Genomic DNA, 16,489 nt, shown 5'->3' on the forward strand with positions numbered 1-16,489 from the left:
TAGATGTAGTATCCAGTGTGACGTCATTACCCAATACAGACACGGTACGGCCATTCATTTGTTGAATGAGGTCACGTTGATGAAGGGCCACAATATCAATAACATTTTGCTTCAAAGCTTCTTCAGCAGTCAGACTGGCAGCCTCTCTTACGGCTTTTTCCGCCCACTCCTGATTTCGCCCCCTTAATTCTGCCAGACCACGAATGTAAGCTACGGCATCATTCACCGCTTTACGTGTCATAGCATCACCGGCAGTAGGGACCGGCTCCTTCTTTCCTTCATCAGATTTATCCGCTTTCTCAGATTCATCTGGTGATGATTCATCATCTTCGGGTGAAAAGCCCGGTTTCAACTGAACCGGTGTGGCCGCACCAAGATTGGTTGCCGGAGTCATGGCAGCAATATGGCTGGCATAAAGCAAATAGGTACCGGCACTGGCTGCTCTGGCACCACCGGGTGTGACATAAGTCACTACAGGAATGGGAGAAGTTATAATTTTCTTGATCATATCGCGCATGGATAGATCCAGTCCGCCGGGCGTATCCATTCTGATTAACAGGAAGGCCGCATCGGCTTCAACTGCTTTCTCCAGTGAGCGGGAAAAATAGTCTGCACTGGCAGGACTGATAATACCGTTTATTTCGATAATAAAAGCCTGATCAGATTGTGCCGCACCGCCATACACTGGTGATAGCCAGCCCAGCATCAGACTCAGTATCAAAAACAGCATTCGCTTCATTATCCGGCTCCTTCATCGTGACCGGCAGCAAAACAGTATCCGAACTAGCGCACCGAACGATAAATATGGGGCCGGTTACGTTTACTCAACACCAGTTGCCAGAGTTGCCCCCGCCTGGCTTTGAAAAAACCGGCACAACTGAGCAGATAATATCTCCACATCCGATAAAAACGCTCATCATATTTGCCCGCGATATTCGGCCAGGCGGCATCAAAATTTTCCCACCATGCCATCAAAGTCAGGTAATAGTCATGGCCGAAATTGTGCCAGTCCTCAATCAACAAACGGTCATTCAGCACTTTACTGATCTGTTCCGCTGAGGGCAGTTTGCCATTACGGAAAATATATTTATCAATCCAGGGATCGGCATGATGCGTAGTTTTATAAATGCCGATGGTATGCAGTAAAAACAGGCCAGCATCCTTAAGCAAACGATTGACGGTATCAAAATAAACGGGATAATTTTTTTCACCGACATGCTCGAACATGCCGACCGAAACGATCTTGTCATACTGACCCTGCAATTCCCGGTAGTCGATTAGTTCGATAGTGACAGGCAGTCCGGCACAACGCTGCTGTGCCAGTTTTTGCTGTTCCCTTGAAACCGTGATGCCGACCACTTCGACGCCATAATTTTCGGCCGCATAGCGGGCCAGCCCTCCCCAACCACAGCCGATTTCCAGTAATTTTTCACCGGGTTTGAGTTCCAGTTTGCGACAAATCATATCCAGCTTGTTTCGCTGGGCCTGTTCCAGATTATCTGCCTGATGCCAATAAGCACAGGAATAACTCATGGTTGGATCCAGCATGGATTCAAACACGTCATTACCGATATCGTAATGCTGTTCACCGACCTGAAATGCCCGGCGAGAAGACTGAAGATTAAACAGGCGATGACGCAGAATTTGGGTCAGCAAATGGAAGCGGGACCAGCTACCCAGTTTCTCTTCGATGTTGAAACTTAACAGACGGTGGAAAAGCTGATCCAGGCGCAGGCAGTCCCAGAGACCGTCCATGTAACTCTCGCCGAAACCTAGAGAACCTTTGCTCAGAATACGTTGATACACATCATCACTGTGCACCTGTATATCCCAAGGGGCATCGCCGTTGAAACACACCCCTGCCTGCCTGGCCAATTTCTCAAGCACGCCTGGAGGAGCCAGCACTGATGTGGAAGGCGTGCTGGAACTGGTATAAGTCTGTTCGACTTTTTGCTGGTATTGTTTGAATCTAGCCATGCTTTATCCCATCCCTTACGAGAACAGCCTGATTAAATTAAAGGAACCTGCTATACATATTAAGCTACCGCGATCCTTGCAAGATTACAATCGAAACAGTGAATGACTAGGGCCTGTTTATCTTTCATATCCACCACTGCTGGAGGCTATTTTTGTGTCCGGCAAGGCGGAAAGAGTGCCGTGTAGCTGACCTACATAAGCGATTGACAACGCCGCCGCACGCAGAAATAGCCCCAGCCCTCCGGGTTGTGGCTGAAAAAGCGCCACTCTGCGTTGCTCGTCGTTTGTTTAGAATGACTAAACTGCCCTCCTCGCGCCTTAATTGACGCTTTTTCAGCTCACAACAGAGGCGGAGATGAAAGATAAACAGGCCCTAGGATTCTCCTACCCAGAAAAAAAGCCCCGTTATCAAGAAGATGAACGGGGCCATATTTTATTCGGCTTCTTTGACTATCTGCGCCTGATGGTAATTTTCCAGGCCCATTTTCTCAATTAATCCCAGCTGTGTTTCCAGCCAGTCGACATGTTCCTCTTCTGAATTGAGAATGTCTTGAAATATATCACGCGAAACATAATCAGCAATCGACTCACAGTATTGGATCGCTTCACGCAGATCAGGGATAGCATCCATTTCCAATGCCAAGTCGCATTCCAGCATTTCCTTGGTGTTTTCGCCAACTTTGAGAGCACCTAAATCCTGCAGGTTTGGCAGCCCTTCCAGGAACAAGATACGTTCGATCAGTTTATCTGCGTGCTTCATCTCGTCGATAGATTCGTGATATTCGTGCTCGTGGAGATTCTTCAGCCCCCAGTCCTGATACATTTTTGCATGTAAAAAATACTGGTTGATAGCAATCAACTCATTTCCCAGTGCTTTGTTGAGTAATTCAAGTACTTTTTTATCACCTTTCATGGCTCACCTCTGTCTATCATCCAAGTAATTACTAATTATCGACCTTTCAGTCAGAATGTCAAAGCTAAGTGCTTGATATAAAAAATAAAATCTAAATTATTCTCATCTCGATTGCGATGCTCTGATTATCCATTTCGAAACACATTTGTCGAAAAAAATTACAACGTCTAAATTTCATATCAAAAAGAGATATTTAGCGTATATAGGACTTGATTCCACGCAAAAAAAAAAAAAGGCCTCAGTGGCCTTAAGCCAAAGAGACCGCCAACAAACACGATAGTGGAAATAAACAAGAGTGTTAAACTTTGCCTGCAACGACTAGCTGCGCAAAACGTTATAACTATCAGGAGTAAACAACTTCCTGCATGCAGGGAGAGAGCGATGCTTCAACAGATTCGCGTTCATGCAGCATACGATTGACTTTAAATTGGCATTTGCCACAACAGCTCGTGGCGCCGGTCTGTTCGCGTACAGCCTCAACGGTACGGGCACCATCGTCAATTGAAGCGTGGATAGCTTCAGCATTCACATTGTTGCAGATACATACGATCATGATTTCACTCAAATATCTAAACCTTGTTGTAAATGGTAATGATTATTATTTATTGAGTCAATATTATTTTATAATTTTACTCATGTTTTTTTACACGGTAATCATCATGGCCGGTTGCGGCCAAAATAAGCTTTGGCTGCGGTGTTCACTTTAGGTGCGAGCAACAAAGTCGCCGTCATGGTGGGAATCGCCATCAGGGCATACATTGAATCAATAAGACTCACCACTATATTCAACGATGCAACCGCACCGACAACGACAAGTACGATATAAATCCAGATATAAAACTGCTGATAATGCGCTCCGATTAAAAAGCCCAGACACTTACTGCCGTAATACCAGAAAGTAAATACCGTGCTCAGACTCAGCAAACTTACTACCAGTGCCAGGATCAAGCTACTGCCATAGGGAAACAACTGTTTGAAAGCTTCTGCGGTCAGCGTAATGCCATCATGTTCTCCGCTTTGCCAGACGCCACTGATCAGAATGACCAATGCGGTACAAGTACAAACTATCAGGGTATCGATAACCGGGCCGAGCATAGCCACCAACCCTTCCCTGACCGGTTCACGGGTTTTCGCCGCGCCATGTGCCATCGCTTCAGTGCCGATACCCGCCTCATTGGAAAAAGCGGCACGGCGAATGCCGGTAACAATAACGGCCCCCACGGCCCCGCCCGCTACCGCCTGACCACTGAACGCATCCCTGATAATCAAAGCAATAGCCGCAGGCACCTGCTCGGCGTGAGATAACAGGACGATCATCGTCAACAGCATATAAGCTGCAACCATCGTCGGTACAAGCAAAGCCGCGACTTTACCCAGTCTGGGCAGTTTGCCTAATCCAATGATTAACACCAGTGATGCCAGGATAAGACCAACGGTAAGATCAAAACCAAAGTGTGCAGACTCGGAAGTAATACCGGCCGGTATAGCCATGGTATCTCGTAACACCTGCACCAGTTGATTGATTTGAAAGATAGGCATGGTGCCCAGCAAACCGGCAAAAGCAAAAAAGTAAGCCAGAGGGCGCCATCGTGTACCCAGCCCTTCTCTTATCACATACATCGGCCCCCCCTGCCATTCACCGTTGGAATCCTGACCCCGGTACATCACGGCCAGGCTGCATGTGTAGAATTTGGTGGCAATCCCCACCCAGGCGCTGATCCACATCCAGAAAATCGCACCAGGTCCGCCCATGGCAATCGCCAGTGCCACACCGGAAACGTTACCCATGCCCAACGTACCGGATAAAGCAGTACTCAGAGCTTGAAGGTGTGAAAGCTGGCCTGGATCATTTTCATCACGCGGACGAAACAGCAGCCGTAGACTCTGACCAAAATAACGGTAAGGCAGGAAACGGGAATAAAGCAGAAAGAACAGGCCACCGCCAACCAGTAAGACAACCAGTGGCGGCCCCCATAAAATACCGACCAGCTTTTGCAGAAATAGCTCTATTTCAGCAAGCATCACGGGTATATCACCTAATCAGCAGAAGCAGTTTTCGCCCGTCGTTGTTGCCACCAGAGACTCATCGTCAGAATGATTAAACCGCTCATAATACCTGGCAGTCCCTCGTAAACGGCAGTGTGCAAACCTGCAAAGCGCCAACCCAATGCTACTGCCAGACCGATCAGCATGGCTGCCATGCTCAGATGCTGGTTCGGTTTCTGTACCAGGCACAATACCAATAGCAAAGGCGCAAAAGCACTGGCTAATCCCGACCAGGCAAAGATCACCAGACTGAATACACTTTCGGTACTGGTCAGTGCCCACAACAAGGCCACAATCACAATCGCTATGGTGGTCAGTTTGAGAATCAGGGTATTTTCAATTTTGTGCGGTAACAAATCGTGGGTGACGGCAGCAGAACAATTCAGTATCAGAGAGTCTGCCGTAGACATGGTAGCCGCAAAAATACCGGCAAGCACCAGCCCCACTAATACTGGGTGCAATAATTCCAGGGCCATGGTGGGTAAGGCCAGTTCAGCATCAAATGCAGCCGGATCGCCCAGATAAACCCGAGATAACATACCAACCCCGGTTGCCATGCAATAAAAGGCAATAAACCACAGGTAATACCAGACACGCGCCTGACGCATTCGACCGCTTTCATTCAGCGCCATAAAACGCACCATCACATGCGGCTGGCCGATAACGGAAAAACCGGCGAACATCCAGCTCAATGCAAACAGAATACCTCCTGTCAGGCCAGGAAAGACCAGATCCTGGGGAAACAGTTCGAGGAAGCCGTCAACCTCACTCATCTGGCTGACAGCACCCTCTATGCCCCCCAGTGAACTGGTAGCAACAATCAGCATCAGCCCCATGGCAAGAATCATCACCACGGATTGAGCCGCATCAGTCCAAATAGAGGCGCGAATGCCCCCGGCAAAACAGTACAACATGACCATGATGGCGCCCATAATGGCACCGGCATAGGCGGGCCAGCCAAACAGTACTTGCAGCGCTTTACTGCCGGCCACCAGCTGCGCGCCGGCATAAGCCAACAGGAACACAAGTGAGATCACGGCAATAAGCTGTTGCAGCAAGCGGTCATTCTGACCATACCAGTTGCTTAAAACACCGGCATAACTGGCCTCAGCGGTTTTTTGCGTCGCTTTGCGCAGGCGGGAGTGAACAAAAGTGGAAGCAATAAAGTCACCTGCAATCCAGCCAGTCATCAGCCAGATTGAAGCCAGTCCGGTGGCATAGGTATAACCAATCACACCGATAAACATGTAACCGCTGTTATTAGTCGCCACGGCTGACAGGCCGACCAATGCCGGGGACACATCACTGCTGGCGAGATAGTAGTCTTTTTTGGTGCCACGGCTGTGAAATACAGAACTCACACCAATGGCCACAAATAAAGCCAGAAAACCGAGAAAACTCCAGACCATAATTATTTCCTTATTTGCATGATATACCCATGCTCTCTGCCTCAGCTGTCTGTTGAGGGTTTGAGTAATTTTTCCAACTCAGGATAAGACTGCAGGGCATGCAAGGCAGGATCAGTACTACTTTGTTCGCGATAAGTCTCGCTGCGGTTAATAGCTTCCTGTAGATAATGCACGGCCTCATCGAACTGCTTCATCGCGGTGTGGGCGCAGGCCAGTTGATAAAAGGCATGACCGTTATCAGGATCAGTTAATAGTGCCTGATGACAAAGATTGGCTGCCCATTGCGGCTCATCCAGGTCCAATACCGCGTCAGCTTTATAAGTCAGAGCTTCACAATCATTAGGACGGAGGGTCAGTATTTGATCATAGACAGCGATCTTACTGGCCGAATTCAACTCCTGCCCTGCCCGCAGCCACAACGACTGTACTTCCTGTGTACGGCCGATTTCCTCGCGGTTTTCTTCGATCTGCAGCGTTTCCTGACTCAATTGCTGTTCAATTGCTCTCAAGCGTTGTTCATACTCATTGACCAGTTTGGAAATTTCTTCATCCGCCAGTGTATGCACCCGCTCTTTGATTTCACGAATAGAAGTCCAACCCACCAACACCAGCACCGAAGAAGCGGCTGCAATGAGATAAAAGAAATAAGTCACTGTATCAGTGGCATAAGTAATTGCTTTATCAACTGCAGACAGTTCACGATCCACCATCTGTTGGATGAGTTCTACTTTCAATGCCGCCATTTCAGTGCGTAGTTGTTTGAGATCATCAAGCACATAGCGTTCGATAAACGGGCTGTAAAGCGGCTTATCTAACGCTTCTACCTGCGTTTCCAGCTCCTCCTCCCGTTCAACATCTGCCTCAGCCGCATTAAGCTGCAGTGGCAGACAGATCAACATCATTAAAATCAGGAAGCGAGACATATGGCTTTACCGTGATCATGAATTTCCACCAGTACGCTATGCAGACTTTTGATGGCATCATCATAATCGTCTTCATTAATAATGAATTGCATATCGACCTGTCGCATGGATTGGTGCATAGCCAGCACACTGATATTCCGCTTGGCCAAAGCGCCCACGGTTTTTGCCAGAAGGCCCGGAATTTTCATATCACTGCCTATGGCCGACACAATCGCCACTTTCTGCTGGTTGATTTCAGCATCGGCAAAACGTTCCTGAAGCGCACTGCGAATACGTTTGATGGTTTTCAAATTGGCTGACAAATAATGGGTAATGGTGTTGGCGTTAATATCCTTGGAAATGATATGTGCCCTGAAACGGCGAATCGTCGCCAGAATTTCTCGGTCATACTCATCAATATTGCCCGCCATATCCTGATCAAACAGCTCAAAGGAATAAACACCTTTGCAGCCGGCAATAATTTCAACACAGGGCTCATTGCTGACATAGTCACCGGTAATCAGGGTACCGGCATGCTCAGGCTCAAAAGTGTTACGAACGCGAAGCGCAATTTGGTTACGCCGTAATCCTTTGGCAGCCTTGGGATGAATGGCTTCCATACCCAGATTAGCCAATTGATCGGCCACATCATAGTTAGTACGGCCAATCGGTACCGCATTATCCTCGCCCACCAAGCGGGGATCGGCACTGCTGAGATGGAATTCTTTATGAATAATGGCTTCCTGCGCTTCGGTCAGCACCGCGATACGGCTGAAGGTCATCTCGCTATAACCACGATTAAACAATGACATCAAACCGTCATTACTGTGCGCGTAACCGGTGACAACCGGCAATTGTGTATCAAGATCAATCTCACGAAAGGCACGCTCGATACGCTCATCCAAAGTGGTATGTTTATCTGTCTGCCAGGCAGTCAGATCCACAAAACAGGCATCGATACCGTCTCGTTGCAACAGTTGTGCGGTATTCCAGGCACTGTGCGCTTCACCGATACTGGCCAGCATTTCACGCACGGTTGCCAGATGCATATCCAGTTCAAAGTGACCATGCTGACACAGGCGCTGCAAATCCGTCAGGCACCGCTCGGCATCATCCAGGCGTTCACCAATAAACACATTAGCTTTATCGAGATTTTTTTTCTGTTTATACAAACTCTTGTTGATAGAAAATATTTTTTGCTTCAATTCGCGGAGTGCGTCCTTCCAGCTATCATCGTTAAGGCCGCTGGCAAACAGACCATACACACCGGGCTGACCGGTTTTTTTATGTTCCAGCAACATGTCAGTGATACCGCTATAAGCCGATACCACAAAAATTCGGTTGTAGAGCGAGTCGTTGTGAACGGGTTTGAGAATGATGTTATCGCGCACGGCGACATAGTCGCTCATTGAGGTACCGCCGATTTTTTCTACCGTATGAAAACTCATTTTAATTCTCTCTTATTTCCCTTTTACCGGACATTTATCAAATTCGGCATCAATTCAATATTCCTAAGTCAATCCTAGGCTAACACTATCAGGAATAATTAATATGACAGGTCGTATTGAGCTTGACCCAAGCCTGGTCGTCATCTTGACCATCAAGAAGCAATGGCCGTGGACTGAAGCCACGGCCATATGAAACAGATCAACCTTTTATCGGCTCTGCTTCCAGTTCATAAGCACCATCTTTATTGTGTACTTCGGTGCCGTGTAGCGGTGGATTGAACACACATGCCAGTTTCATTTCCTTGAATGCACGCAGGATATGACGGTCATGCTGGTCCAGGTTGTACAGAGTACCTGCTGTAATCGGGTATTTTTTACCATCTTCCAGCGATTCGATTTCACCCTCACCACTGATGCAGTAAACCGATTCCAGATGATTCTGGTAATGCATGCGAAAATCAGCACCGGCATAGATAGTCGTGATATGGAATGAAAAACCCATATTATCGTCTTTCAGCAGCAATCTTGTACTGTCCCAGTTACCGTTGGGGTCAACGATTTTACGGTCAGTTTTTTCAGCTTCCTGAAGTTGTCGGACGATCATTATTATTCCTCTATGTTATCTACAAAAAGTCAGTGACTGGCTCAATTAATCGGGCTGAACGGTGGCCAGTCTCACCACCGCTCAGTTATAGCTGTCTGCTCAGTGAATCGGTCATCTTTTCGACTTCTTCACTGACCGAGTAGTCACCTTCGAAATAGTCTTTTTCTTCCGGAATCGCGTCGGCTTTGGCACACACTTCCTTAATGGATTGCTCCAGAATATCGATGCCTTTTTCCAGATTTTCCTGACTGATGGTCAAAGGACACAGAAATTTAACAACATGGTCATAGGTACCGCTGGTTTCGATAATCAGACCTTTCTGGAACGCGTTACGTGTGATCTTGCCCGCCAGTTCGCCGCTGACACAGTTGATACCACGGAACATGCCACGGCCATGCGAGTTAAAGTTTCCTTCACCGTATTCAGCGACAATGGCGTCGACACGCTTAGCGATATAATCGCCCTTTTGCTGAACTTCTTTGGCAAACTTGTCATCTTTCCAGTAGTGATCAAGCGCCGCCTTGGCGGTAATAAAAGCGTGGTTGTTACCACGGAACGTACCGTTATGTTCACCCGGCTTCCATTGATCCAACTCAGGTTTCATCAACACAATGGCAAATGGCAGACCATAACCGCTCAAAGATTTGGACACCGTCACAATGTCAGGGTAGATACCTGCTTCTTCAAAACTGAAGAAGGTACCGGTACGGCCACAACCCGCCTGAATATCATCAATGATCAGCAACACATCGTGTTTCTTACACACAGCGGACAGGCTTCTAAGCCAGGTCGTGGATGCTGCGTTAATACCGCCTTCACCCTGAACGGTTTCGACAATAACGGCCGCGGGTTTGTCCACACCGCTACTCGAATCCGACAAAACCTTGTCCAGATAGTTGGTGGTATCAAAATCATCGCCCAGATAGCCGTCATACGGCATGCGGGTTGCGCCACTCAGACTGACACCGGCACCGCCACGGTGATGACCGTTACCGGTGACCGCCAGCGAACCCAGGGTTTGTCCATGCCAGCCATTGGTGAATGACACCACATTTTCACGGCCGGTATATTTACGTGCCGTTTTCAAGGCGGCTTCAACCGCATTAGTACCGGTAGGGCCGGTAAACATCACGATGTAATCAAGGTTGCGCGGCTTGAGAATGTATTCATTAAAGCTTTCAAGAAACTCACCTTTGGCACGGGTGTGCAGATCCAGTCCCTGAGTAATGCCGTCGTTCTCGATGTATTCAAGCAGTTTTTTCTTAAACAAAGGATTGTTATGTCCATAGTTCAATGAACCGGCACCGGCCAAAAAGTCAAGATAGGCATTACCTTCCTCATCGTAAACAAACTCGCCTTGCGCTTTATTGAATATACGAGGGAACGTGCGGGCATACGACCGGACTTCCGATTCAATTTCCTCAAAAATTTTCATGTTTATGGTTACTCCTTAAAAAATACAGTTCTGTGCGAAGCTCCGCTTATTACTGCGTTGCTCGCTCAAAGGGACCGATTCTGACCAGCATTTCTGTCTCATGATCGCCATTGAAATGCTGATGCTTATCAAACATCACAGAGCGGTTGAGTTCTGCACCAAGTTTGTTGGCAAGACTCTCAAACAACGCCCATGAAGCGCGGTTATCTGCGGTGATGGTTGTTTCAATAAATCTGACTTGCTGGCAAGCCGGGCGGGCCAGAATTTCACGCAACATACGACTGGCGAGTCCCTGGCCACGCGCTTTTTCTCCTACGGCGACCTGCCAGATAAATACTGTGTCTGATGTGCCCGGTTGCAGATAAGCGGAAATAAATCCGACTACTGCTTCGTCAAGCTCCGCAACAACCGAAGTGTCTGCAAAATGGCTGCACTGAAGTAAGTTGCAATACATGGAGTTGGTGTCCAGCGGAGGACATTGGGCAATAAGTTCGTACACCGCTGCGCCGTCTTCTGCTGTGGGGACTCGCAGAGTTATCGGGGCAGCGTCGGCCTGTGCAAGGTTCATTTTATGAATAGCTCTATTATTTATATATCTATTAATTAAAGTTAGGAATTTGAACGTACAAACTTGAGATCGTCAGGTAATAATGATTATTTACAATCTGTTACCATTGATTTGTTTAGACGTCTAAATATATAGTACACTAAATAAATACAAAGTCCAGCCCCACTCACACACCATAGATTGAGTACATGTCAGAACAATTACAACGCGAACAATGGCTGTGTTTTCAGGTGGATGATGAGACTTATGCCCATCCGGTGGACACGGTGCGAGAGATTTTCAGTTACAGCAAGCCTGTTCCCGTACCCGGTGCCCAAGCGTCTGTAGAAGGTGTGCTCAATGTACGTGGTGACATTGTCACCATCGTCTCATGCCGGCACTTACTGGAATTAAAACATGAGCCCAATTTGAGTGGTCACATCATCATTATTGAAACTGCAGCGGGGTTGATTGGTATAACCGTAGACCGGGTGGACCAAATCAGGCTGTTGCAATGTGAAGACATGGTTGCGACTGAACACAGTCCTGAACAAAGTCCGGTTAGCGGCACCATACTCCATCAACAGCAGCTGCTGATTCTTACTGATTTCAACCGTTGCGTTAACCAATTGGAAAATTATGAGTAAAACTATCGGCTTAAACCTGGATGCAGTTTATAATCTTGACCTTAACGACGAAGAGAAGGACCAGCTATTGAACTACATCGAAGAAGTGTTGATTGCGTTGCGCCGCGTGATCCGGGCCACCGATCTGCACTCGAAATATCTGGCCAAAACGACAGGACTGACGGCTCCTCAGATCCTGTTGCTGCAAATTTTGCGAGACAAAGGTCAAATCACTATCGGTGAACTGGCTAATGAGCTCAGTCTGAGTCAGGCCACTGTCACCACCATTCTGGACAGACTCGAAAAGCGCAAACTGGTCTATCGTCAACGCTCTCAGACAGATAAACGCAAAGTGCATGCTTTCCTCACCGAGGATGCAGTCGAGGTGCTGAAAAATGCACCGATTCCATTACAAGAGCAGTTTACCCGCCAATTTGGTGACCTGCAGGAATGGGAACAGACCATGATCATTTCAGCGCTGAAACGGGTGGCACAGATGATGGACGCCCAACATATTGATGCTTCACCGGTACTGGATATCGGCATGCTGGATCGCCAGGACACCCCGCTCGACAAACCGGATGCGTTTCCTGAGGAAAAATAGCTACATAAATTATAAGTTTAAGTATAGGGCCTGTTTATCTTTCATCTCCGCCGGCAGTGGTGGAGATGAAAGATAAACAGGCCCTGGGAATCAGGCAAACAATGCTTCGATGTCTGCTACTGGCATGGGTTTATTGAAATAAAACCCCTGGAACTCATCGCAGCCCATAAGGCTGAGCATCTTCACCTGCTCTTCGGTTTCCACCCCTTCAGCAATGGTTCGCAACTCCAGGTTTTCTGCCAGTTGCACAATAGTCCGCGCAATCGCCGCATCCTTGCGGTCAGACACGATTTCATCCACAAAAGACTTGTCTATTTTCAGGGTATCAATAGGAAAGTTTTTCAGATAACTCAATGATGAATAACCGGTCCCGAAATCATCAATAGCCAGCCTGACACCCACTTTTTTAAGTGCGAACAGCAAAGGAATGGTCTCGGTAACATCTTTAAGCATGGCTGTTTCGGTGATTTCCAGTTCCAGTGTATCAGCGGGCAATTGACTGCTCTCCAGCGTCTTTCTGATCTGTTCCGGCAAGTAATTCTGATTAAACTGTGACGCAGACAGATTGATGGCGATACGGAAAAGCCTGCCCAGTTTTTGCTGCCATAGCCTGGTCTGTTGACAAGCCTGCATCAACACCCAGTCACCTATCGGGATAATCAGGCCTGTTGTTTCGGCAATATCAATAAAACTGTCCGGGTTCAGCATGCCTTTTTGCGGATGATGCCAGCGTAACAGCGCTTCGAAACCGACGATGGTCATGGATTTAACGTCATATTGAGGCTGGTAGAACAGCTCAAATTCGTCGTTCTGCAAAGCCTTACGCAAGTCGTGCTCCATCTCCAGCCGCATTTTGAGATAGCTGTTCATGCTCTCAGAGAAAAACTGGTAATTGTTTCTGCCACTTTCCTTGGCCTGATACATGGCGACATCAGCATGTTGCAACAAAGTCTGAACAGTATCACCGTCATTGGGAAACAGCGCGATACCGATACTGATAGTCACATAAAAGGAATTATCATGAATCAGAAACGGGGTCGAAAACGCCTGCAGCAGCCTTGTTGATATGTCGGCCACAGCTTCAACTTTATCTACATTGTCGAGTAATACGGTGAACTCATCCCCGGCCAGGCGCGCTACCCGGTTATCACTCCCCGCGGCAATACTGGCCACCATGTCGGAGTTACGCACACAGTCGCGTATACGGCTGGCCGCCTGCTGCAGCAACTCATCACCAATATGATGGCCATAGCTGTCATTAACCTGTTTGAAGCGGTCCAGATCCAGAAACATCAGTGTAAACTGATTATCGTAGCGTTTAGCGCGGGCAATAACCGTTTCCAATTGCTTGATGAACAGGCGCCGGTTGGGCAAATTCGTCAACGTATCATAATAAGCATAATAGGCGATCTCCTGCTCGGACTGCTTGCGTGAAGTAATATCATGCAAGGTACCGACGATACGCCACTTACCATATTCATAAGAGATATCCGTGCGTTCATGAACAAACTGAAGCTGACCATCAGTCCGCAAAACCCGGTATTCAATATCGTAAGGCTTTTTATCCCGGATCGCGGCGCGTACAGCCTGTTTAAATCGCCCACGATCATCCCGGTGCACCCAGCGCATAGCACGAGCAAAAGTCATTTTCTGTTGGCGGGGAATGCCCAGCATTTGGAACATATCGTCTGAGCATTCAATATGATCAGACTCATAATCCCATTCCCAGTAAACCAGATGGGCAATGGACTGAGCCTTGGCCAGTTTGTTTTTATTCTGACGCAGTTCCTGCAAAGTACGATTTGCTTTGAGTATGTAACGAACCCGATGGCTAAACAGCAGCCACTTGAGTGGCTTGGTCATAAAATCAGTGGCGCCGGCTTCGAAAGCGCGCTCGATATCCGCAACTTCATCCAGCGCCGTCACCATAACAATGGCACACTCCCGGCCTTTTGGCAGCGAACGCAACTGCTCACAGCAGGTAAACCCATCCATGCCGGGCATAGATACGTCCAGCAACGTGATATCAGGCAGATGTTCGTTGAATTGCGTAATGGCTTGTTCACCATTTTCGGCTTCGACAATGGTGATATCCATGTCTTTGAGGGCCCGTTTCATCAGCATGCGAATGATCTGATCATCATCGACGATCAAAACGACATCCTTTCTGACTACCTCGTCCACCAGACTTTCCTCAATTTTTCCGCATGATGTTAAACCTCACCATATATCACCATATACATAATACAGAATAGACGGCTGCTTATTTGAACCAACCGCCGATATCAAAGACTGAGACATGGGCCGGCAAAAACAATATCAGCTTCTCATATTTCAGGATCTGATAACAGTCAGCGCAGAATGTATTAAGTAGATAGATTATCAAGGAGCAGGATTGGGATGGCATTGGTGAATCTGCTCAATCGCAGCCAGAATTTCAGCGCTCAACTCGAGTTCGATACTGGCAATATTCGAAGCTAACTGCGTCATAGTCGTCGCACCGATAATATTGGCCGCCAGAAAAGGTCTCGAATTCACAAATGCCAGCGCCATTTGTGCCGGATCAAGACCCTGTTCCCGTGCCAGAGACACATAGGCCTGGGTGGCAGCCACCGCCTGCTCATTACTGTATCGTTGGTAATGTGGCCAGCGGCTAAGGCGTGCGCCTTCAGGTTGAGCTTGATTGAGATATTTACCGGTCAGCACACCGAAACCCAGCGGTGAGTATGCCAGCAATCCGATATTTTCCCGGTGACAAATTTCCGCACAGCCAACTTCAAAACTCCGGTTCAGCAGACTGTAGGGGTTTTGCACACTGACCGTCATCGGCAATTTCATCTGTCTGGCAACAGACAAAAATTGCATGATTCCCCAGGGCGTTTCATTAGATAGACCGATATAACGGATCTTACCGGCCTCAATCTGTTTTTCCAGCGCCAGTAAAGTCTCATGGATCGGAGTCAAATCAGCTTCTTCATTATCAGCTTTAAAACCCAGTTCGCCGAAATAATTGGTCTGGCGCTCAGGCCAGTGCAATTGATACAAATCCAGATAATCGGTCTGCAACCGCTGCAGGCTGTTTTCCAGCGCTTCGCTGATTTGCTTATGGTTAAACCGCGTATTTCCGCCGCGGATATGCGACACCCAGTCAGGGCCGGGGCCGGCAATTTTACTGGCTAAGATAATATCATCACGGCGACCGCGTTTTTTCAGCCAGCTGCCGACCACCGTTTCGGTAGCACCATAGGTTTCAGCACGGGGTGGAATGGCATACAGCTCGGCCGTATCAATGAAGTTCACCCCCTGGGAAACAGCGTAATCCAATTGCTCGTGGCCTTCTTTTTCGGAGTTTTGTTCACCATAAGTCATGGTACCCAGACAAATCCGGCTAACTTGCAAATCGGTACTGCCTAACGCGTTATATCGCATAACTCTCCATCCACAGGCTTATGTGTCAGTAAACTAAAAAAGCCCCGCACTGAAACCAGTGCGGGGCTTTCCAAAATAACAAGGCCAACCAGATCCAGGCAAATCAAATGAGTTGCCTGCCAGCCCGGATCAGGCCTATTTAACCTGAGCTGCGTATAAGAAATAATGCTTCAAACGTTCGGACTGAGACCCTTCAGCTGAGCCTGTCCTGAGCGAAGACGAACGGCTCAGGGTGACTCCTTTTATGCTCCAAAGGGCTCGCCGTAAATCAGAAACGGTGTCTTGCCGACCACCAATTGCTCCTGCATTGGTGGCATACCGTCCATCCTTGGACATAACCGTAGCGAAGGCATCTCTTGCTGTACATATAGGAAAAGATAGGTGTCGTTTCCCTGCTTTTCCTGATACGCGGCTCAGGTTATTCAGGCCCCATAAACATACTCTGATAAGAAGCAGAGATAGCCGGGTTGTTCAGCACTTGAGCCGTAAACTCTATCGGCGCCAGCCCCTCTTGAAGCTGACCATCAGCCACCCTGACCAAGGCCGTAA

At 47.9% G+C, this 16,489-nt stretch carries 14 protein-coding genes and 1 pseudogene; 2 read left to right on the top strand and 13 right to left on the bottom strand.

Annotated elements, in window-relative coordinates:
• From OMP95_RS11480 to ectA, 11 genes and pseudogenes are all read right to left on the bottom strand, one after another.
• Nucleotides 1-739: pseudogene (locus OMP95_RS11480) on the bottom strand (nodulation protein NfeD); the annotation flags it as partial.
• Nucleotides 740-783: 44 nt separating this feature from the next.
• Complete coding sequence (gene cfa, locus OMP95_RS11485) at nucleotides 784-1,977, bottom strand: cyclopropane fatty acyl phospholipid synthase (protein ID WP_266328949.1); 1,194 nt, start codon at nucleotides 1,975-1,977, stop codon at nucleotides 784-786.
• A gap of 433 nt (nucleotides 1,978-2,410) precedes the next feature.
• The gene (gene bfr / locus OMP95_RS11490; RefSeq protein WP_266328951.1) at nucleotides 2,411-2,890 is read right to left on the bottom strand and encodes a bacterioferritin; all 480 of its coding nucleotides are present in this window, start codon (nucleotides 2,888-2,890) and stop codon (nucleotides 2,411-2,413) included.
• Between the two features lie 343 nt (nucleotides 2,891-3,233).
• Nucleotides 3,234-3,455 (bottom strand): (2Fe-2S)-binding protein, encoded by a 222-nt coding sequence (locus tag OMP95_RS11495; protein WP_266328953.1) that lies wholly within the window; start codon nucleotides 3,453-3,455, stop codon nucleotides 3,234-3,236.
• 92 nt (nucleotides 3,456-3,547) lie between these two features.
• Complete coding sequence (locus OMP95_RS11500) at nucleotides 3,548-4,912, bottom strand: alanine/glycine:cation symporter family protein (protein WP_266328973.1); 1,365 nt, start codon at nucleotides 4,910-4,912, stop codon at nucleotides 3,548-3,550.
• 14 nt (nucleotides 4,913-4,926) lie between these two features.
• Nucleotides 4,927-6,345: a sodium/proline symporter gene (locus OMP95_RS11505; RefSeq protein ID WP_266328955.1), complete on the bottom strand. Its 1,419-nt coding sequence runs from the start codon at nucleotides 6,343-6,345 to the stop codon at nucleotides 4,927-4,929.
• A gap of 41 nt (nucleotides 6,346-6,386) precedes the next feature.
• Nucleotides 6,387-7,247 (bottom strand): TPR end-of-group domain-containing protein, encoded by an 861-nt coding sequence (locus OMP95_RS11510; RefSeq protein ID WP_266328957.1) that lies wholly within the window; start codon nucleotides 7,245-7,247, stop codon nucleotides 6,387-6,389.
• 5 nt (nucleotides 7,248-7,252) lie between these two features.
• Nucleotides 7,253-8,695, bottom strand: a complete 1,443-nt coding sequence (locus OMP95_RS11515) for an aspartate kinase (protein ID WP_266328959.1) — start codon at nucleotides 8,693-8,695, stop codon at nucleotides 7,253-7,255.
• 199 nt (nucleotides 8,696-8,894) lie between these two features.
• A complete protein-coding gene (locus OMP95_RS11520; RefSeq protein ID WP_266328961.1) occupies nucleotides 8,895-9,299 on the bottom strand; it encodes an ectoine synthase in 405 nt (134 codons plus the stop codon).
• Nucleotides 9,300-9,384: 85 nt separating this feature from the next.
• Nucleotides 9,385-10,734: a diaminobutyrate--2-oxoglutarate transaminase gene (gene ectB / locus OMP95_RS11525; RefSeq protein WP_266328963.1), complete on the bottom strand. Its 1,350-nt coding sequence runs from the start codon at nucleotides 10,732-10,734 to the stop codon at nucleotides 9,385-9,387.
• Between the two features lie 49 nt (nucleotides 10,735-10,783).
• The gene (gene ectA / locus OMP95_RS11530) at nucleotides 10,784-11,302 is read right to left on the bottom strand and encodes a diaminobutyrate acetyltransferase (RefSeq protein WP_266328965.1); all 519 of its coding nucleotides are present in this window, start codon (nucleotides 11,300-11,302) and stop codon (nucleotides 10,784-10,786) included.
• A gap of 188 nt (nucleotides 11,303-11,490) precedes the next feature.
• On the opposite strand from ectA, the gene OMP95_RS11535 reads away from it, so the two are divergent.
• Nucleotides 11,491-11,928, top strand: coding sequence for a chemotaxis protein CheW (locus OMP95_RS11535; RefSeq protein WP_266328967.1), 438 nt, complete (start codon nucleotides 11,491-11,493; stop codon nucleotides 11,926-11,928).
• The gene (locus tag OMP95_RS11540; protein WP_323135133.1) at nucleotides 11,921-12,511 is read left to right on the top strand and encodes a MarR family transcriptional regulator; all 591 of its coding nucleotides are present in this window, start codon (nucleotides 11,921-11,923) and stop codon (nucleotides 12,509-12,511) included. The genes OMP95_RS11535 and OMP95_RS11540 overlap by 8 nt, the downstream gene beginning before the upstream one ends.
• Before the next feature lie 90 nt (nucleotides 12,512-12,601).
• Here the strand turns inward: OMP95_RS11540 and OMP95_RS11545 are convergent, their stop codons facing one another.
• Together OMP95_RS11545 and OMP95_RS11550 are read right to left on the bottom strand one after the other, a co-directional pair.
• Nucleotides 12,602-14,695 carry an EAL domain-containing protein gene (locus OMP95_RS11545; RefSeq protein ID WP_266328969.1) on the bottom strand — a complete coding sequence of 698 codons (2,094 nt, stop codon included), beginning with the start codon at nucleotides 14,693-14,695 and terminating at the stop codon, nucleotides 12,602-12,604.
• Between the two features lie 198 nt (nucleotides 14,696-14,893).
• Nucleotides 14,894-15,940 carry an NADP(H)-dependent aldo-keto reductase gene (locus OMP95_RS11550; RefSeq protein ID WP_266328971.1) on the bottom strand — a complete coding sequence of 349 codons (1,047 nt, stop codon included), beginning with the start codon at nucleotides 15,938-15,940 and terminating at the stop codon, nucleotides 14,894-14,896.
• Nucleotides 15,941-16,489 lie beyond the last annotated feature (549 nt).

It is taken from the genome of Methylophaga sp. OBS4 (assembly GCF_026319305.1).
In the GTDB taxonomy this organism is placed as follows: domain Bacteria; phylum Pseudomonadota; class Gammaproteobacteria; order Nitrosococcales; family Methylophagaceae; genus Methylophaga.